The organism is uncultured Abiotrophia sp. (assembly GCF_963520105.1).
Classification (GTDB): Bacteria; Bacillota; Bacilli; order Lactobacillales; family Aerococcaceae; genus Abiotrophia.
On the sequence record NZ_CAUQPN010000005.1, the window covers coordinates 33,309 to 52,535 of the forward strand.

The following is a 19,227-nucleotide window of genomic DNA, read 5'->3' on the forward strand; positions in this document are numbered from 1 at the left end:
TATAGCAATAAAAGCAGAGACAGAGTCTCTGCTAGTGATTAGATGTCATTAGATAACAGCTAGAATGATGAAGTTAAGGACGAAGAGTGCGATGGAGACCCACAAGAGGGCGTGGATTTCCTTGGCCTTGCCTTGTGTTACTTTTACGATAGCGTAGGTAATAAAACCAGCTGCAATCCCGTAAGAGATAGAGTAGGAGAAGCCCATGAAGATGGAAGAGAAGAAGGCAGGCACTGCTTCGGCGAAATCAGTCCAGTTGAGGTCACTGAAGGAAGCCATCATGAGAACACCGACAATGATGAGGGCTGGTGCAGTTGCCACAGATGGAACTAGGCTGACAAAAGGTGCAATAAACATGGTTGCTAGGAATAGCAAGGCAGTGACAACAGAAGTAAGGCCTGTTCGGCCCCCAACCCCAATCCCAGCGGCAGATTCCACATAGGTGGTCGTGTTAGATGTCCCGAAGAGGGCACCAATCAAGGTTCCGATAGAATCTCCGAAGAGAGCCTTGTCCATTTTTGAGCTGAAACCTGAGCTGTTTTGTAGAGCCAATTCATCTTCAGCTGAGAAGATGCCAGTCCGGCGACCAGTTCCGACGAAGGTCCCGATGGTATCGAAGACATCAGAGAGGCTGAAAGCGAAGATGGTCATCAGCACTAAGGGGAGACGGCTCCAGTCTGAAAAGAGAGCTGGAAGACCTTCTGGACGGAAGATGACTAAGAAGGTTTGACCGAGTTCTCCAAAGGCGTTGCCAAGAGAATTTTGTGCTAGGTTGGCACTTGATAGGTCAATTAGGCCCATTGGAAAGGCTAAGGCGGTAGTAATCACAATCCCTAAGAGAAGGGCACCTTTGACTTGACGGACCATGAGGATAATGGTGATAGCTAAGCCAATCAAAGCGAGAATTGCAGATGGCTGAGTGAAGTTGACCAAGGCTGGAACGATACCGGAATCAGCTACGACATTGGTAACCCCGCCAGCATATTGGGTAGCGCTAGCTGGACCGCCATTAACGGAAAGAATGCTAGAACCAGAGGCTGTAAAGTTTAAGAAGCCTGCATTCTTCACCCCGATGTAGGCGATGAAGACCCCAATCCCAGCAGAAATAGCATGTTGTAGGGATTCTGGGATGGAAACAATCAAGAGCTTGCGGATTTTAGTGACGGTAATCAGGATGTTGAAGATACCGCACAGGAAAACCATGGCTAAGGCTTCTTGCCAAGTGAAACCTAGACCGAAGCAGACAGTGAAGGTGAAAAAGGCATTAAGACCCATACCTGGAGCCAAAGCGTATGGGACATTAGCGAAAAGGCCCATTACCAGTGTCGAGCTAGCCGCCGCAAAAAGTGTAGCTAGAAAGACGGCCTGGCTAGGCATGCCGGTTTGAGACAGAATTGACGGGTTGACAAAGACAATATATGCCATGGCAAGGAAGGTGGTAATCCCTGCAATAAATTCAGTTACCACGGTTGTTCCGTGGTCACGTAATTTGAAAAAACGTTCCAAAATAATAGCCTCCTAATGTTTGGATTAATAGAACAGAATTGAGTATAGCATAGACAGTGGCAGATAGAACTAGTTCTAAGAGGATTTGTCTTCAAAAAAAATTAAATGTTCGTGTTTTTGAACACTGCAAGGATAGGCGGAATGAAAATGTGTAGAATTCGTAACAAAATGTCTGATAAACGAGGAGCTTTAGGGCTAGATATCGTGTTTTAAAGGCTTTTATGCTATAATGAAGAGGATTGAATGAGAAGGAGGCGATAGCCTTGACTAAGCAGGAAGCATTTGTTATTGGGGATATCCATGGTATGTACCATCTTTTGGAAGAACTATTGACCCATTGGCGCCCAGAAGATCAACAACTAATCTTTGTGGGAGACTTGATTGATCGAGGACCGAATTCGAAGGCCACGGTTGAAAAAGTAAGGGAGCTTCAAGCCAGTCATGGCGCTATCTGTCTCTGTGGTAACCATGAGGATATGTTATTGGAGACCTTGACGGACCCAGAAAACTACTTTGGCCGCTATAAGCGTAACGGTGGTTTGACCACCATCTCAGAATTTTTAGAGACGACGCCTAGTAGGCTAGAAGACCAATCTGGCCAGCTGCTGTCTGCCTGCTTGAAGGAGACTCAGCCGTGGCTACAAGCCTGGTTGGAGAGCCTGCCCCTCTATACAGAATTTGGCGACTTCATCATTGCACATGCTGGGGTTAATCCGGAAGTCGACCAGTGGCAAGATTCTTCACGCCGCGATTTTGTCTGGATTCGCGAACCCTTCCATACGCTGCCTAATAAGACTGGGCGGCCAATTATCTTCGGCCATACCCCGATTGGTCGGCTCAATGACGATGGCCAGACTCATCATGTTTGGCATCGTGAGGGTGATTTGATTGGCATTGATGGCGGTGCAGTATACGGTGGCCATCTATTGGCTGTCCGAATCAATCACGAGACCCTTCTCGAAACATTCTGCGTTCCTTCGGACGCACCAAAGGTGGACGATTAAATCATGACAGTAACATTAACACATGAAGTACAAGAGGTAGCTAAGGAACTTAAGTTGCCGGTTGATAAGGTCAGTGTCGTCTTAGAGCTCTTGGCCGAAGGCAACACCATTCCTTTTATTGCGCGCTATCGTAAGGAAAAAACAGGCGCCCTAGATGAAGTCCAAATCCACGAGATTGAGACCCGCTATCGTTATGTCACGCAATTGGCCGAGCGTAAGGAAGAAGTTAAGCGTCTGATTGATGAACAGGAAAAACTGACTCCAGAATTAGCTGGGCAAATCGAAGCGGCTAGCACCTTGCAACAAGTGGAAGATCTCTATCGACCTTATAAGCAGAAGCGTCGTACTAAGGCCATGGTGGCTATTGAACAAGGCTTGGAACCTTTGGCTCAATGGTTGTTGAATGAGCAGGCAGGGGACGTCGAAGAGACTGCTGCTGGATATCTTAACGAAGAAGTTTCGGATGTGGCAGCTGCTCTAGCTGGTGCCCATGAAATTCTGGCCCAATGGGTGTCAGACAATGCTGCCTACCGCGAATTTATCCGCAAATACATGCGTTATAATGCCATCCTCAAGACCAAGCTCAAGAAGGAAGAGGCGGACCCTAACCAAGTCTATGCGATGTATTATGACTTCGAAAATAAACTTAGCGACCTACCAGCGCACCGGACCTTAGCTCTCAACCGAGCTGAGAAGGAAGAGGTTATCAGCGTGTCTATTGAGGTGGATGAGGCGCCGATTTTCAATTATTTGGAGCGTCATGTCCTATCTGGGAATCTTCCAGAAGCTAAGCGTGTCTTAGGGCAGGCGGCCATTCGAGATGCTTACAAACGTTTCATCTTTCCAGCCATTGAGCGGGAACTTCGCAATGAAGCGACTGAGCGGGCAGATAAGCAAGCCATCCAAGTCTTTGGGGACAACCTCAAGCATTTGCTCTTGACGCCACCTCTTAAGGGGCGGACAGTGCTGGGCTTAGACCCTGCCTACCGTACGGGCTGTAAGCTAGCGGTCGTTAACCAAACCGGTAAGGTCTTAGATAAAGGTGTTATTTACCCTCATAAACCAGCAGGTGAACGCCAACGTCAAGCGGCTAGTGGCCAATTGGCAGATTTGATTAAAGCACACGGGGTCGAAGTCATTGCTATTGGGAATGGGACCGCCAGTCGGGAATCTGAGCAGTTCGTAGCTCAAGTCATCAAGACCTTGGACCAACCGGTTAAATATATGATTGTTAATGAGGCGGGGGCTTCTGTCTATTCAGCTAGTGAACTAGCCCGTCAAGAATTTCCGGATTATCAGGTAGAAGAGCGGAGCGCGGTTTCCATTGCTCGCCGTCTGCAAGACCCTTTGGCTGAATTGATTAAGATTGATCCTAAGTCCATTGGTGTGGGTCAGTATCAGCACGATGTGGCTCAAAAGCAATTGACCGAGGAACTAGACTTTGTGGTCAATACCACTGTTAACCGAGTAGGTGTGGATGTGAATACAGCCAGTGTTTCCCTCTTGCAACACGTGTCTGGTTTGACCGCGACTACGGCCAAGAACTTGATTAGTCTTCGTGACGAGTTAGGTCGCTTTGAAGACCGCCGTCAAATTAAGGATGTTAAGCGCCTAGGCCCTAAAACCTATGAGCAAGCCATTGGCTTCCTCCGGATTGTCGGAGGTAAGAATCCACTTGATCAGACCGGCATTCACCCAGAGAGTTACGCGGTAGCGCGTATGATTCTGGATCGTGCAGGTATAGCTCTAGACGCGATTGGCTCTGATCATGCTGTGGAGGCCTTAGGTGCCCTTAGGCCAGCCCAACTTGCTCAGGAGCTAGAAGTAGGCCAGGCAACCATTGTAGATATTATTGAGGGCCTCAAGCATCCCCTACACGATATCCGGGATGCTGGTCCAGCACCGATTTTACGTGAAGATGTCATGTCCTTAGACGATCTCGAAGTTGGGATGCAACTACAAGGCGTGGTCCGCAACGTGGTCGACTTTGGTGCCTTTGTGGATATCGGGGTCAAGCAAGATGGCCTGATTCATATTTCCAAACTATCCAAGAAATTCATCAAGCATCCTTCAGAAGCGGTAGCTGTGGGGGATATCTTGGAAGTTGAAGTCACTGTCTTAGATAAGAAAAAAGGCCGTATTGGCCTCAAGCGCCTCTTCAAGAAGCCTGCCCAAGGCTAGGCGCCATTGACTTCAATGTTTCGACTAGAAAGGTAGAATATTTAATGAAATTACTAACTGTGGCAATCCCCTCATATAATTCCGCAGATTATATGGGACGGGCTATTGAGTCCCTCTTGCCGGCAGGCGACCAGATTGAAATCTTGGTCATTGATGATGGCTCTAAGGATGAAACCTTGACCCTTGCTCAAGACTATCAGCGCCGCTATCCAGACCAGGTCAAGGCTATTCATCAGGCTAACAAGGGGCATGGTGGGGCTGTCAATACTGGTCTAGCCCATGCGACGGGCCAATATTTCAAGGTAGTGGACTCTGATGACTGGGTGGATGAGTCGGCTTTGGCGGCGGTTATGGCAACCCTTGAGCGCTTTGAAGCAGAGAATACCCAGGTGGATGTTCTCTTGACCAATTATGTTTATGAGCAGGGAGAGGAAGGCGCCAAGCGAACGGTTCGCTACGAGCGTAATTTGCCTATTAATCAGTTCTTTGGTTGGGATGAAGTCAAGCCTTTCTCAGTAGGCGAGTATCTCATGATGCATTCATTGATATATCGGACCCAACTGTTGAGAGATTGTGGTCTTATCTTGCCAGAACACACCTTCTATGTAGATAATGTCTTTGTCTATCAACCGATTCAGCATGTTCAGCGCCTCTATTATCTGGATGTCGACTTCTATCGTTATCTGATTGGCCGCGATGACCAGTCGGTCAACGAACGAGTTATGATGGGGCGGATTGACCAGCAACTCAAAGTTAACCGAATTTTAATTGAAGCGGTTGACTTTAGCCAACCGCTACACCCTAGCATTCGCCAGTATTTGCTTAAACATTTGGAGATTGTCACCAGCATTTCTAGCGCCTTGCTCAATCGTATTGGGACACCAGAAGCGATAGCTAAGCGCCAAGACCTTTGGAACTTCCTACAAGAACGTAACCCTGAGGCCTTCAAAGTCTTGCGTTATGCTTTTTTTGGCCGCTTAACAACAGCGAATACGCGAGTAGGACGTTGGGTTTCCAACCAGGTTTATAAAGTCATTCGCAAGGTCGGGGGCTACTAAAAGCCTACTTGCCCACTGGCAAGGCAAATGAGTGTCAGACCTTGCCATAGTGGGGGCTTAGCCTTATAATAGTAATATCTTAAGAGAAAGTGATGTGAAAGAATGGGACGTAAATGGGCCAACATCAAAGAAAAAAAAGCCAAGTTGGACGCCAATAACAGTAAGGTCTACGCAAAATTCGGGATTGAAATTTATGTAGCAGCTAAACAAGGCGATCCAGATCCCCATAGTAACCAAAAATTGAAATTTGTCATTGATCGTGCTAAGACCTATAATGTGCCTAAGCATGTCATTGACCGTGCTATCGAAAAAGCCAAAGGTGGCGGCGATGAAAGTTTCCAAGAGCTCCGCTACGAAGGTTTCGGGCCAAATGGTTCCATGATTATCGTGGATGCCTTGACTAACAACGTAAACCGGACTGCCAGTGATGTACGGGCGGCCTATGGTAAGAACGGTGGGAACATGGGTGTCAGCGGGTCTGTTAGCTACCTCTTCGACGCGACAGCTGTCTTCGTTATCGCCGGCCAAGATGCTGACGAAATCATGATGGGCTTATTAGAAGCCGATGTAGATGTCCGTGAAGTAACGCAAGAAGGTGAGTCTGTTGTCGTTTACGGCGAACCTAACGACTTCCATGCCATTCAATCAGCTTTGGAGTCCATGGGGATTAGCGAGTTTGAAGTGGCAGAATTAGACCTCTTGCCACAAAACGAAGTGACCTTAACAGGTGACGACTTAGCTAAATTCGAGCGTTTGATTGAAGTCTTAGAAGACAATGACGACGTTCAACGCGTTTACCACAACGTGGACTTAGAAGACTAAGACAAAGTAAAAGACTGAGAAGCATCAACTTCTCAGTCTTTTTTCTTTGGCGAAATTCTTAATACCAACCATTTTCTTGGCAGATACGGATGGCATCCGCCCGGTTTTTAGCGCTTAGTTTTTGCAGAACGGTAGACATGTAGTTGCGGACGGTACCTTCTGATAGATGGAGCTCCTGGGCTAACTCCTTGTTGGAGAGCCCCTCTCTAACGCCTGCCATGAGCTGGCGCTCTTGTGGGGTCAAGGGGTTGTGATGAGTGAAAAGGCGATCAACGAGCTCAGGCGCATATTCTTTCTTGCCTGCCAAGATGTTTTCTAGAGTTTCATTGAGGGCATGGACTGGGCGCTCCTTGAGGACGAAGGCATCGACATCGGCTTTGAGGGCGCGTTCGAAGTAGCCGGGACGCTTGAAGGTGGTGAAGATGAGGACCTTAACCTCAGGGTGATGGGCCTTAGACCATTCTAGCACATCTAAGCCACTGGCGTAGGGCATTTCAATGTCTAAGAGGGCGATATCGATGGTCTGGCTACCTATAATCTCCATGGCTTCCTGGCCATTTTTGGCTGGGTGGACGCTTTCTACTTGGTCTTCTAGCTCTAGGAGTTGACAGAGGGCATCTCGAAGCATGGCTTGGTCTTCTGCAATTAAGAGGCGCATGGAATCACCTATCCTTTCTCGTAGGGCATTTTAAGTTGGACTTGGGTAGGTTGGCGACGGCTGAGGATGTTGAGCTGTCCGCCTTGAATTTGCAGGCGGTCCAAGATGGTGTGGAGTTCACCTTCCTGCACGGGGCCAAAACCTTGTCCGTCGTCTTCTACAAAGGCGTAGAGGAAATTGTCGTTCCGCCAGAGACGGATTAGCACATGCTTGGCTTGAGCGTGCTTAATGATGTTGTTGCAGGCTTCTAGCAAGCACAAAGCTAGGGTGGAGGATTGGTCCTGAGTCAAGGACAGATTACCTAGTTGGTTGTCAATGACCACCTGGATGCCAGATATTTCTAACATTTCTTGCAGACGGATGAGTTCGTTAGCCAAGTCGTGGTGGTCTAAGTCGTTGATGATAGCCCGTACCTGATGCATAGCTTCCTGAGTCAGGTTGTGAATATCCTTAACATGTTCTTGGGCAGCCTCATATTTTTGACGTGCCATCAGGCTAGTGGCTAATTCACTCTTAACAGCTAAGGTGGCGAAGAGATGGCCTAGGTTATCATGGAGGTCACGCCGGATTCGATGACGTTCATTTTCAGCTAAAAGTAAGTTGATTTGCTTATTTTTAGCTTCTTCTCTTTCCTGCATGAGCTCTCGCAATCGACCGAAGCGTTGCCCGATGGAAAAGAGGATGATGAAGCCAATTAGCAGGCCCAGATAGAATAACTCAATGGAATCCAAGCCCCGCCAAGTGTGATAGAGATAGATTCCTAGGGCGATACCATAAATACTTAACCAACGCCAAGACCAGAGGGAAGAACGAGGAAAACAATAGGCCATGACATTGCCCAAATAAAAGAGGAACCAAATAAAGTTAGGATTGAGGGAAAGGGCACAGTAACAGATATAGCCTGCCGCATAAATCCAACTGAGGGTGACAATTCGTTGGTCTTGGCTCCATAAGAGGGAGAGATAGGAAACTAAAAAGATAAAGGTCAAGCCCAAAATCCCCCAATTGATGGGGGACTGATTGATGGATTCAATAATGGGGAATAGGATGAAGACTAGACTAATATAGAACATGATATGAGTCTGTTTCATCGCAATTTTCAGACGTTGGAACATGATAGTCCCTCCTTCTAAAGGACTTATTTTACTTCAACTTTACGTTGTACTAAGGCAATCAGGATTAAGAAGCAGATTCCATAGGCTACCAGTGCGAAAATAGAATCCCATGCCCAGATTCGGTTAGTATACCAGTTTTGGATGATTTGCATTAGGTGGTAGCTAGGAATCCATTTGGCTAGGTTTTGCATCCATTGAGGGAAAAACATCAGAGGCATCCAGAGGCCACCTAAGAGTGACATAGCCATAAAGGCGATGTTCCCAACCATGGAGATGGTTTCTTCGCTTGGCAAGTAGGAAATGAGAGCCCCAATAAATGAGAATGGAATCATCCCGACCAAGAGAATAAGAATGACCATGAAATAGTCACCAGCCGGTAGGGTAATTTGACGAACTAAGCCACCAAAGCTGAAGACCACGCCGATGGCGAGGGAATAGAGCAAGACAAAGCGTAAGGCTTTTACTAAGTAATATTGTACCACAGACACCGGTGAATGGTGAAGAAAACGTCGCCAATTGTTATGCTTATCTGCAGTTAAATTATAGGGTAGGGCGAAAACGTTGAAGCTTAGAAGAGAAGAGGCCGTCATGGAAATCATCATGAAGACTCTGTAGCTATAAGGCATCTCCGCTTGATAGATACCAGAGAAGAGGAGGTAGAAAGCCAAGGGCATGCCGATGGCCATGACTAAGCTCTGCCAATTGCGTAATGTAAAGTAGGTCTCTACCTTGATGAGGGCGCGTAAGTTTTTCATTTTATTTTACCTCGCTTTCTTGGTCGTCTCGGGTAGTTTCGAAAATGCTATTGAGTAAGGTGCGGCGAGCGACTTCTAATTCACTGAAGGCGCAACCTGCTTGACTAAGGGCAGCCCAGACTTCAGCACCATTCTTAGTATGGAAGGTCAGGTTATCACTGTTTTCAGTCAGTTCCATAATGTCTTGGCGCTTAGCCAATACTTCTTGGAAGCGCACAGGGACGGTAAAGAACTGGGTTAATTCTTCTGACCGCATACGGTGAGGTGTTGTGTCACGAATGAGCTTGCCTTGGTGGAGCACTAGAATTCGTTCGGCTGTATGTTCGACTTCTTCAATGTAGTGAGAAGAATAGAGAATGGTAGTCCCGGTTTCTTTGATACGACGAATAATTTCCCAGAATTGTTGGCGAGTCGAAGTATCCATGGCAGCTGTCGGTTCGTCTAGTATGAGAACGGAAGGGCGGCCAATCAAGGTTAAGGCGAAGCTTAGTAGGCGGCGTTGACCACCGGATAAGGATTGGGTCATCTGATTGTACTGGCTTGGACTGAAACGCAAAATATCTTGGATTTCTTCCTGGGTCAAGGGGTAGTCATAGATGGATTGGAAGAAGCTGATTAATTCTTTGACCTTGAGGTTCTTAGGGAGTTCGTTAGTCTGAGGTAGGAGGCCGATAGTGCTCTTGAGTTTGTGGTTCCCTACGGCCATACCCTTAATAGTGATGGTCCCTTGGCTGAGAATTTTGTCATGGAGTAAGAGCTCAATCAAAGTGGTCTTGCCGGCCCCATTAGGACCAATGAGGGCGATGCATTCGCCAGCCTCAATTGAGAAGTTGATATCTTGTAAGATGGGGCGGCCCTTGATGGTCTTGCCGGCCCCTTTTACATTAATGAGACTCATAATAGTTCCCTCCTTGCTGTTGATGGTTTTATTATAGGCCAAGAAATCGGAGGCTAGTAGTAGCGCCTGTCATGATATGATGTGACATTTGTCATGACTTGGTGGATGGTAGATTTCTTAAGTTTTCCCAAAGGGCTCAGCCTAAAAGATGCCAAGGGTCGTTAAACTTGATATAATAAGGTATAACTTGAAAATAATGGAGGGATATCCATGAGATATTTATTTGATCCAACTTACTTCTTAATCATTATCGGGATGGCTTTTGCTGGTTATGCCCAATGGAAAGTAAAATCCACCTTTAGCAAATACAGTGAATGGGAAACTAGCAAGGGCACGACTGGTCGCCAAGTGGCGCAAGCTATTCTACAACAAACCCTGATTAACAACGTTCAAGTCGAGCATGTTTCAGGTGATTTGACTGACCACTATGACTCCCGTCACAAGGTCTTGCGTCTGTCTGATGCGACCGATATGGAAACTTCGGTTGCAGCCGTTGCGGTTGCTGCTCACGAATGTGGCCACGCAGTCCAAGACGCTGAAAACTACTTCCCGCTTCGTCTGCGTAATGCCTTAGTGCCTGTGACCCAAATTGGTTCAGCAGCTGCCATGCCAGTGATTATTGCCGGCTTTATCTTCCAAATGATGGGCTTGGTCCAATTCGGGATTATTCTCTTCTCCCTAGTCCTAGTATTCCAAGTAGTAACTCTGCCAGTGGAATTCGATGCGAGTGCGCGAGCGCTTAAAATCTTGGAACAAAACCAACTTTTAGCCCCAGAAGAAATGCCAGCTGCCCGCAAGGTGCTTAATGCAGCAGCCTTAACCTATGTGGCGGCAGCCAGTGCTACAGCCTTACAATTGCTCCGTTTGATTCTTCTTTCTAGTCGCAACAACGACTAATGTCAATCCAGGAGGTGGCCTATGCGCCAACTAAATCAACTTTTCAAGCGTCGGGTCAACACCCAGCTGGTGGATGAGTTACTTAATAAAACCCAGACTGAAGTTGACAAGATGCAGCCCCTCAATGTCCTAGTAGCGGGTAAAACTGGGAGTGGTAAATCCACGCTCATTAATGCCCTTTTCCGGGAAAATCTGGCAAGCACAGGGGCCGGGCTACCCATTACTCAACAGCTAGTGCGCATTACCAAGGAAGGCGTGCCTCTGACCCTCTATGATACCAAAGGGCTGGAGTTGACAGCTGAATCCCAGCGGGAGGTCTTAGCTAGTTTGTCGGATCTCCTGATTGAAAAACGTCAAGGCGACCCGCGCGATAAAATTCACGTGGTCTACTACTGCTTGAATTCGACCATGGCTAGAATTGAAGCCATGGAAATCGAAATCATCAAGACCTTGGCCCAGTATGTGCCGGTTATTCTGGTCTTGACCCAACAACTGGATCCAGGTAACCAGGAATTTCTTAATCAGTTACAGGCAATGGCGCTGCCAGTTAAGGGGATTGTGCCCATTCTGGCCAAGGCTTATAGCCTGCCTAAACAGGCCCTAGTTCCGCCTCATGGTTTGAATGAGCTCCTGGAATTGAGTCTAAATTTAGTGCCGGAGTCAGTTCACCGGGCTTTTATCAACGCCCAACAGGTCGATTTGGCAAGAAAGGTCAAAGAGGCTAGGCGTTGGGCTCAAACCTATGTGACGACTGCATTTGGGGTTGGTTTTGTGCCAATTCCGGTAGCTGACGCGACGCTCCTAGTTCCCATGCAAATTACCATGTTGGCCCATCTATCGGCCATCTTCGGGGTATCGTTAGAGAAATCCCAGTTAATTAGCTTGGTCATGGGTTTAGGTGGGACCGGTGGTACGACTTTGATGGGGAAACTCTTGGTATCATCCGTCTTCAAGATTCTACCTGGCTTAGGGACGGTAACGGGCGGTGCGGTGACAGGGGCTATTGCCTCAGGTCTGACCTTGAGTTTGGCCTACAGTTATATCGAGGTTCTCAAGCAGATTGCGACGGCAGAACGCCAAGGACGCGATATGCGCCTGAGAGAAATCCAGAAAATTATGAACCGCTCTTTTGAACAGCATGTGGCGGTTGTGAACCAGGTCTTGCCTGACAATCTCAAGCAAGGTGCCTTTGTTAACTGGTTGCAGAGCTTCTTCGAAAAATTTTAGAGAAAACAAAGACCCGAGACACTTGTCTCGGGTCTTTTGTATATATCTTAGTCTTGGTCAGCTGCTTGTTTAACGGGGACATTGACGGTTTCCTCGCCTAGTTCTAGCCAGCCTATTTGGCCATTGAAACGGTCGCGTAGTTGGGCTTCTAGGATCGCAACTTGGTCTTGGTAGATAGCCAAAGTATAGGTGACTTGGCCGGCATATTCGGTGTCCATAACCGTGACATCCAAGTCGCTATGGTCTAGAAAATACTGGAAGGAATCGACCTGGTTATAGCCCAGCTCTAAGGCTACTAGCAATTGGTTGACGTTGGCAACAATCGTGGCATGATTCAAGGCTTCACTGACTGCACTGGAATAGGCACGAATGAGGCCCCCAGCCCCTAGCTTAATCCCACCAAAGTAGCGGACTACTACGGCGGCTAGATTAGTCAACTGACGTTGTTTAAGCACTTCCAGCATGGGAACACCGGCTGTGCCTGCAGGTTCCCCATCATCACTCATTTTCTGGGTCAGGGAATCAGGGCCGATAATATAGGCGCTACAATGATGCGCAGCCTTGTAATGTTCCTTACGCAAGGCGGCAAGGATGGGTGGAAAGTCGGCTGCATCCTGTAGAGGGTAGAGATAGCAGAGGAAGCGGGACTTCTTGATTTCGATTTCGTGGACACTGGCTTGATCAATGGTCAGATAGTTCATTGGGGCGCCTCCTTTCCACATTATTCTACCACATGGCAAGACATTTGGCGCGATATTTGATATAATCCCTCTGGAGCGTATTTTTGAATTAAGGAGGAATGTTGATGAAAGCAGCTGTGATTGTTGACTCTACTGCCTACTTATCGGAGGCCTTAGCCCAACATCCAGACGTCTATCAAGTTGCCTTGTCGGTTAATTTCAGTGATGGCTCAGTCATGAAGGATACATCGGATCTGCAATTATTAAATGAATTTTACACCCGCCTCAAGTCTGAAAGCCAATTACCGACAACTTCTCAACCCCAACCAGGGGATTATTTGGCCCTCTTGGACCAATTAGTGGCTGCTGGCTATGATACGGTTTATGCTATTCACCTCTCCAGTGAAATCAGCGGAACCTATCAAACTGCCCGTATGCTCTTGAGCGAGTATGAGGATAAATTAGACGCTTATGCGGTAGACTCTGGCTCATCCTGCATGGTCATGGAAATCTTAGTCAAGGAAACCTTAGGCTGGATTGACCAAGGTTTGTCATCAGAGGAAGTGGGGCGTCGCCTAGAATGGTCGGCTCGTCATTCGGATGTCTATCTCATGGTAGGAGATCTCAATAACTTGGTTAAGGGTGGCCGTCTGTCGGCTTCCAGTGCCATCTTGGGTAATATCTTACAGATTCGTCCCCTGCTTCATTTTGAAGAAGGCAAGATTGCTGTCACTGAAAAAATCCGTACGACCAAGAAGGTTTACCGTCGCATGGTGGAACTAGTGGCAGAATGGCAAACACGCTACCCTCAGGGCGTGCATGTCGGCATTGGCCAAGCGGGTGCACCAGAAGATTTAAAGGTATTAGATGAAATGATGAAGGAAGCCTATCCTGGTATGCCCCTTAGCTATACCAATATTGGTCCCGTAATCGGTACCCATACGGGTGATGGCACCAAGGGCTTAGGGATTGTGCCTAAGTTGCCAGCAGATTTCTAAATCTATTACTTAAATAAAAAGTCGCCATAAGTTTAACTTGTGGCGACTTTTTTTGTTTAGTTGAAGTTCTAGTAATTTCTAACATAAATGCTGTCCACCAAATGGTTGGAGGCCTTATGCAGAATAAGGTCCGCCCGTTCACGAGTGGGGGCGATATTTTGAATTAAGTTAACTAGGTTAATGGTCTGCCAAGCCTCGTTAGCATACTGCCGGGCTTGTTCGCGTGGTTTTTGGGACAGCTCGAAATAGTAGTTATGAGGATCTTGTTTGGCCAAGTCCAGCAAGAGCTCGAAACGTTCCATGTACCAACGTTGGATATGGACAGGATTAGCGTCGATATAGATTGAGACATCGAAAAAGTCACTGACATAGAGTTTCTGGTTCTGTGGCAGTTGCAAGACATTAATCCCTTCCACAATCAGAATGTCGGGATCTTCCATGACGGCTTCTTGCCCAACTAAGACATCATAGACCTGGTGGGAATAAACAGGGTAGCTAACTGGCCCTTTGCTCGTCTTGATACGCTGCATGAAGTCTAGGAGGCGAGGCATATCATAGGAATCTGGGAAGCCCTTGCGGCCTAGGATGCCACGCCGAATTAATTCAGCATTAGGATAGAGAAAACCATCAGTGGTCATCAGGGCGACTTTGCGCTCTGGATAGGTCCGGCTCAGCAGCTCATGTAAGACCCGGGCCGTCGTACTCTTGCCGACCGCCACACTCCCTGAAATCCCAATGACAAAAGGCTGGTGGGATTGGAGCGAGGGATGGTTTTGGCCTTGAAGAAATTGATACTTGGCGGACTGATAGGCTTGTTGATAGGTCATCATCATATCCAAATAATGAATCATAGGGGCATAGATGGTGGACACGTCTGCCTGAGACAGGCGGTCATTAAGTGAGACCAGTCGAGCCAATTCATGGACCTGGGGTATGGGTTGGCCCTCTTGGTGGAGCTTTTGCCACTCTTGGGGCGCGTAGCGCGTGAACATTTCCAATGACATGAGATACCTCCTGACGGGGATGCTTAGGCTTATTTTACCACAGAATCTAAGAAAGTTTAAGATTGCTTAAAACTTTCCCTAAAAATCCCACTTTTTCTTGGGATGCGCTACAATAGAACATGACGAATTGACTCGTAAAGGGGACCTTTTTGTGCCTAAAAAGATGCTAGAAAATCAACATAAAGAATTAAATATAAAAAGCCAAGTAGCGGACAGCTCAGTAGGTATGGGGACCGCTCACGGTAAAGTCATCCTCATGGGGGAGCATGCCGTTGTCTACGATTACCCAGCCATTGCCTTGCCAGTGCCAGCTGTGGCCATCCGTGTCCGGGTAACACCCACCCAACACCAGGCAGACTATTTGTCCTGTCGCTACTACAAGGGGCCTTTGGCAGATGCGCCACAAGAGTTGCAAAATGTTCAGGCTGCTATCAGTTTGGCTCAGGAACATTGCGCGCCTAAAAATCAGGCCTCGGCCATCCATATCCGTATTGATAGCGATATTCCTCAGGAAAGAGGCATGGGGTCGTCAGCCGCTGTGGCGGTTGCCTTGGTTCGGGCTTTGGCTGATTACTATGGGGTCAGTCTGACTCAGGAAGTGCTGCACTACATGGTCAACAAGGCTGAAGTCTTGGCTCACGGTGCGCCAAGTGGCCTGGATACCTTGATGACCTCGACTACACAGCCCGCCCTCTATCGTAAGGGCCTAACACCACAAGCCTTCCAAATGAACTTAGGAGGCTGTCTGGTGATTGCCGATAGCGGCCAGGCAGGCCAAACCAAGCTTGCTGTTGCTCAAGTAGCTCAGCTAGCGCAAGACCGACCTGACCAGGTCATGAAGACTATGGCAGCTATTGGGGAATGCACCATTCAAGCCCAACAGGCCATCCGCCAAGGAGATTTGGTGGCCTTGGGTCGTCTGATGACATACAACCACTATTATCTCAACCAGCTCAAGGTTTCGACCCCTGAGCTAGATAATATTGTCAAATCCGCCTGGTTAGCGGGTGCCCTAGGCGCTAAGTTAACGGGTGGGGGCTTGGGCGGCTGTGTCATTGCCCTAGCCAGCCATGCCCAGCAGGCCGAGGCCATCAGCCAGGCCATGCGTCAGGCAGGTGCTGGCCGTACTTGGACCATGGCCATTTAAAAGGAGGAGGAGCCCTATGATTCAGCCAAATCCACCAAAAGGGAGCGCGACCTATCGCGCTCATACCAATATCGCCCTGATTAAGTATTGGGGCAAACGCGACCAAGCCCTCTTCCTGCCGGTGACAAGTTCGCTGTCACTGACCTTAGATACTTTCTACACCGATACCCAAGTGACTTTTGATGCCCAGCTAGCTCATGACCGTTTTATTCTCGATGGCCAGGAGCAAGAGGCTAGCCAAGTAGCCAAAGTCTCAGCCTTCCTAGACCGTTTTCGGGCGCTGGCCCAGACTGATTGCCGGGCCCTAGTGACCAGCACCAATCATGTGCCGACGGCAGCCGGCTTGGCTTCATCGGCTTCTGCCTACGCAGCCTTGGCCTGTGCAACCAATGCCGCCTTAGGTTTGGACTTATCCCAACGTCAACTATCTATTCTAGCCCGTCAGGGGTCAGGTTCTGCTAGCCGTAGTCTCTTTGGTGGCTTCGTTATTTGGCATGCGGGCCAGGGAGAAGACAGCGACTCTTCTTATGCTGAACCTTTTGAGGCAGCTGACTGGGATTTGGCCATGCTAGTTGTTATGGTCAACAAAGGAACCAAGAAGGTTTCTAGCCGCCAAGGCATGGCCCTGACCATGGAGACATCGCCTTTTTATGCCTTGTGGCCTGATGAAGTTGCCAAGGATTTGGCTGCTATTCAACCTGCTATTCTAGCCCATGACTTAGACCGTGTCGGCCAAATTGCTGAACACAATGCCATGAAGATGCATGCGACCATGATTGCGGCCGATCCAAGCTTTAGCTATTGGGAGGCAGATTCGCTTAAAGCCATGGACTTGGTACGACAACTACGGCAAGAAGGATTCACTGCCTATTTCACCATGGACGCTGGACCTAATGTCAAGGTTCTCTGTCCAGCAAGTCAAGCAGAGGCTATTCGCGATCGTTTTATGACCGAATTTGATTCCAAGCAATTGGCGGTGGCCTATCCTGGCCCCGCACCTTATCCAATTAATGACTAAGAAGGAGGCAGCCCATGGAAGCAATGGACCAGCTTTTAGAGCTTTTTGATCTGGCCCCTGAACTGAATTTTGGGACTAATCAGGGTTGGGCGCCCGGCAAACTCTTCCTGGCAGGTGAGTATGCTGTCTTGGCCCCAGACCAACCGGCTCTGCTCTTCGCAGTTAGCCAGTATTTGCATTGCCAAGTGGGCATCAGCCCCTGGCCAGGACGGGGGCTGCTCCAGTCTAATCTGCCAGGCTTAGAAGACTGGCACTATGAGCGGGCAAATCTCTATGAGGCTGATTCGGCTCAGTGGCGCTATGTTCTAGCCGCTATGCAAATAGTGGAAGACTTAGTAGAGGAAGTGGGGCGCCCTTTACAAGACTATCGCCTAAGTATAGACAGTCAGCTGCTAGCAGACAATGGTCGTAAATACGGCTTTGGATCTAGTGGGGCAGTGACGGTGGCGGTTATTCAAGCTTTGTTGGCTTTCTATGGATTGGTGGCTAAGTCGCCGCTCATGCACTATAAGTTGGCTGCTATGGCCATGATGCGCTTAGGTTCTAAGGGGAGTCTGGCTGATTTAGCGGTCAATGCCTATGGCGGTTGGCTCTACTATGTGGCCCCGGATCGGGTTTGGCTACAAGAAGTCCTAGCAAACCATTCGATCTTATCCCTGCTGAGTTATGACTGGCCTAGCCTGGTCATCCAGCCTATGTTTGCGCCAACGGATTTAGAGGTCTTAGTAGGCTGGACTGGCGTGCCAGCTTCTACCGACAACTTAATTGACCAGTGGCAGGACCGGTCCGGTACCGCCTATCAGGCCTTTCTAAGCTCGGCCAAGGAGACGGTCCAAGCCATCAAGGAGGCTTTTGAGACTGGCGACAGCTTAGCCATCCAATCGCGCCTAGCAGACTACCGACATTTACTACTACAAATTGAAAAACACAATACCCTCTCTATTGAGACACCCGCCTTACGAGAGCTGGTGACTATTGCTCAAGCCTACCAATTCGAGGCCAAATCCTCGGGGGCTGGAGGGGGAGACTGCGGGATTGCGGTCGGCCAAGGCCAAGGACTCAAGAAAGAGTTGGCGGCAGCTTGGCAGGCAGCCGGCATCACCTTAGTCGAACTAGAGATAGGGGCGCCTCAAAGGCCCTCTGAGGAGGCAGGAAATTAATGCAAGAAGAAAACTTAGTGGCCCATCGTAAGGCCGACCATCTTCACTTAGCCTTGGCCCAACAGGATGGGGTTCAGACAGCTAGTTGCTTCGATCAACTACGCTTTGTCCACCATCCCTTGGCGCTCCTGTCTCAAGATGAGATTGACCTGACTACTCAGTGGGCAGGGCACACTCATGCCTTTCCTTTTTACATCAATGCCATGACCGGTGGTTCCAAGTTAACCGGCCAATACAATGAGCAACTCGCCATTGTGGCGCGGGAGACGGGTCTAGCGCTAGCGGCTGGTTCGGCTAGTGCCATGGTCAAGGATCCGACAGTGGCGACTAGCTATCAAGTGATGCGTCAGGTCAATCCAGATGGCTTTATCCTAGCTAATCTGGGGGCCCATCACAGCCTAGAGTCGGCTCAGCGAGTCTTGGAGGCCATGGGTGCCAATGCCTTGCAAATCCACCTCAACCGGCCCCAAGAAGTGGTCATGCCTGAGGGGGACCGCGACTTCAGCCAATGGTTAAAGCAAATTGAGCGCTTAGTTAATGGCCTGGATTGCCCGGTTATCATTAAGGAAGTAGGATTCGGTATGAGTCAACAAACCTTAAGATGCTTGGCTGAAGTAGGCGTGAAGACAGTGGACGTCAGCGGTCGGGGTGGAACTAATTTCATCCAGATCGAAGACCAACGGCACGAGACGCCTCAATTCCAAGCCCTCTACCAATATGGCCAGACGACGGCAGAGTCGCTCTTGGAAGCACGAGTAGCACCTGTCGAGTTGGAGATTTTGGCTAGTGGTGGTATTCATCAACCCGTTGATATTATCAAATCCCTTGCCATGGGAGCTAGAGCTGTAGGCCTAGCCGGTTACTTCCTACACTATCTGGAAAATAAGGGTCTTGAAGCGACCATTGAAAAGGTCAGAGCTTGGCAGGAGCAATTACGCCAACTCTATCTGCTTCTAGGTGCGCGTGACTGGCAAGAACTTCAGACGACTGATCTGATTCTGACAGGAGACTTGCGTAACTGGGCTCAAGACCGTGGCTTGCCTTTCCAAGACTTAGCACGCAGACATCATTAATCTTCAAGAGGCTGATCAATCAGCCT

At 48.6% G+C, this 19,227-nt stretch carries 18 protein-coding genes; 11 read left to right on the forward strand and 7 right to left on the reverse strand.

What is annotated here, in order from left to right; genetic code table 11:
* Positions 1–48: 48 nt before the first annotated feature.
* Positions 49–1,506 carry an NCS2 family permease gene (locus RWO08_RS06240; RefSeq protein ID WP_314211522.1) on the reverse strand — a complete coding sequence of 486 codons (1,458 nt, stop codon included), beginning with the start codon at positions 1,504–1,506 and terminating at the stop codon, positions 49–51.
* Between the two features lie 263 nt (positions 1,507–1,769).
* On the opposite strand from RWO08_RS06240, the gene RWO08_RS06245 reads away from it, so the two are divergent.
* From RWO08_RS06245 to RWO08_RS06260, 4 genes are all read left to right on the forward strand, one after another.
* Positions 1,770–2,510 (forward strand): metallophosphoesterase family protein, encoded by a 741-nt coding sequence (locus tag RWO08_RS06245; protein ID WP_314211523.1) that lies wholly within the window; start codon positions 1,770–1,772, stop codon positions 2,508–2,510.
* Positions 2,511–2,513: 3 nt separating this feature from the next.
* Entirely contained in the window at positions 2,514–4,691 is a 2,178-nt protein-coding gene (locus RWO08_RS06250; RefSeq protein ID WP_314211524.1) for a Tex family protein, read from the forward strand.
* A gap of 44 nt (positions 4,692–4,735) precedes the next feature.
* Complete coding sequence (locus tag RWO08_RS06255) at positions 4,736–5,749, forward strand: glycosyltransferase family A protein (protein ID WP_306486320.1); 1,014 nt, start codon at positions 4,736–4,738, stop codon at positions 5,747–5,749.
* 102 nt (positions 5,750–5,851) lie between these two features.
* Entirely contained in the window at positions 5,852–6,571 is a 720-nt protein-coding gene (locus RWO08_RS06260) for a YebC/PmpR family DNA-binding transcriptional regulator (RefSeq protein WP_291430896.1), read from the forward strand.
* Between the two features lie 58 nt (positions 6,572–6,629).
* On the opposite strand, the gene RWO08_RS06265 is transcribed toward RWO08_RS06260, so the two are convergent.
* The 4 genes from RWO08_RS06265 to RWO08_RS06280 are packed head-to-tail and all read right to left on the reverse strand — an operon-like array spanning position 6,630 to position 9,997.
* Entirely contained in the window at positions 6,630–7,229 is a 600-nt protein-coding gene (locus tag RWO08_RS06265; protein ID WP_314211525.1) for a response regulator transcription factor, read from the reverse strand.
* A gap of 8 nt (positions 7,230–7,237) precedes the next feature.
* Positions 7,238–8,344 (reverse strand): sensor histidine kinase, encoded by a 1,107-nt coding sequence (locus RWO08_RS06270; protein ID WP_291430900.1) that lies wholly within the window; start codon positions 8,342–8,344, stop codon positions 7,238–7,240.
* A 23-nt stretch (positions 8,345–8,367) separates the two neighbouring features.
* Complete coding sequence (locus RWO08_RS06275; RefSeq protein WP_291453650.1) at positions 8,368–9,099, reverse strand: ABC transporter permease; 732 nt, start codon at positions 9,097–9,099, stop codon at positions 8,368–8,370.
* Position 9,100: 1 nt separating this feature from the next.
* Positions 9,101–9,997 carry an ABC transporter ATP-binding protein gene (locus RWO08_RS06280; protein WP_314063321.1) on the reverse strand — a complete coding sequence of 299 codons (897 nt, stop codon included), beginning with the start codon at positions 9,995–9,997 and terminating at the stop codon, positions 9,101–9,103.
* Positions 9,998–10,207: 210 nt separating this feature from the next.
* Here RWO08_RS06280 and RWO08_RS06285 point away from each other — a divergent pair, with 210 nt between their 5' ends.
* Together RWO08_RS06285 and RWO08_RS06290 are read left to right on the forward strand one after the other, a co-directional pair.
* A complete protein-coding gene (locus RWO08_RS06285) occupies positions 10,208–10,894 on the forward strand; it encodes a zinc metallopeptidase (RefSeq protein ID WP_314211526.1) in 687 nt (228 codons plus the stop codon).
* 21 nt (positions 10,895–10,915) lie between these two features.
* Complete coding sequence (locus RWO08_RS06290; RefSeq protein WP_314211527.1) at positions 10,916–12,121, forward strand: GTPase; 1,206 nt, start codon at positions 10,916–10,918, stop codon at positions 12,119–12,121.
* 47 nt (positions 12,122–12,168) lie between these two features.
* Here the strand turns inward: RWO08_RS06290 and RWO08_RS06295 are convergent, their stop codons facing one another.
* Positions 12,169–12,822, reverse strand: a complete 654-nt coding sequence (locus tag RWO08_RS06295) for a YigZ family protein (RefSeq protein WP_314211528.1) — start codon at positions 12,820–12,822, stop codon at positions 12,169–12,171.
* A 104-nt stretch (positions 12,823–12,926) separates the two neighbouring features.
* On the opposite strand from RWO08_RS06295, the gene RWO08_RS06300 reads away from it, so the two are divergent.
* Complete coding sequence (locus RWO08_RS06300) at positions 12,927–13,799, forward strand: DegV family protein (RefSeq protein ID WP_314211529.1); 873 nt, start codon at positions 12,927–12,929, stop codon at positions 13,797–13,799.
* A 68-nt stretch (positions 13,800–13,867) separates the two neighbouring features.
* On the opposite strand, the gene coaA is transcribed toward RWO08_RS06300, so the two are convergent.
* Positions 13,868–14,803 (reverse strand): type I pantothenate kinase, encoded by a 936-nt coding sequence (gene coaA, locus RWO08_RS06305; RefSeq protein WP_314211530.1) that lies wholly within the window; start codon positions 14,801–14,803, stop codon positions 13,868–13,870.
* A 151-nt stretch (positions 14,804–14,954) separates the two neighbouring features.
* On the opposite strand from coaA, the gene mvk reads away from it, so the two are divergent.
* Genes mvk through fni form a run of 4 tightly spaced genes read left to right on the forward strand, consistent with a single transcriptional unit; the run spans position 14,955 to position 19,201 of the window.
* Positions 14,955–15,950 carry a mevalonate kinase gene (gene mvk / locus RWO08_RS06310; protein ID WP_314211531.1) on the forward strand — a complete coding sequence of 332 codons (996 nt, stop codon included), beginning with the start codon at positions 14,955–14,957 and terminating at the stop codon, positions 15,948–15,950.
* Between the two features lie 16 nt (positions 15,951–15,966).
* Complete coding sequence (gene mvaD, locus RWO08_RS06315) at positions 15,967–16,968, forward strand: diphosphomevalonate decarboxylase (RefSeq protein WP_314211532.1); 1,002 nt, start codon at positions 15,967–15,969, stop codon at positions 16,966–16,968.
* A gap of 14 nt (positions 16,969–16,982) precedes the next feature.
* On the forward strand, positions 16,983–18,128 hold the full coding sequence (locus tag RWO08_RS06320; RefSeq protein WP_314211533.1) for a phosphomevalonate kinase: 1,146 nt from the start codon (positions 16,983–16,985) through the stop codon (positions 18,126–18,128).
* Positions 18,128–19,201, forward strand: a complete 1,074-nt coding sequence (gene fni, locus RWO08_RS06325; protein WP_314211534.1) for a type 2 isopentenyl-diphosphate Delta-isomerase — start codon at positions 18,128–18,130, stop codon at positions 19,199–19,201. The genes RWO08_RS06320 and fni overlap by 1 nt, the downstream gene beginning before the upstream one ends.
* Positions 19,202–19,227 lie beyond the last annotated feature (26 nt).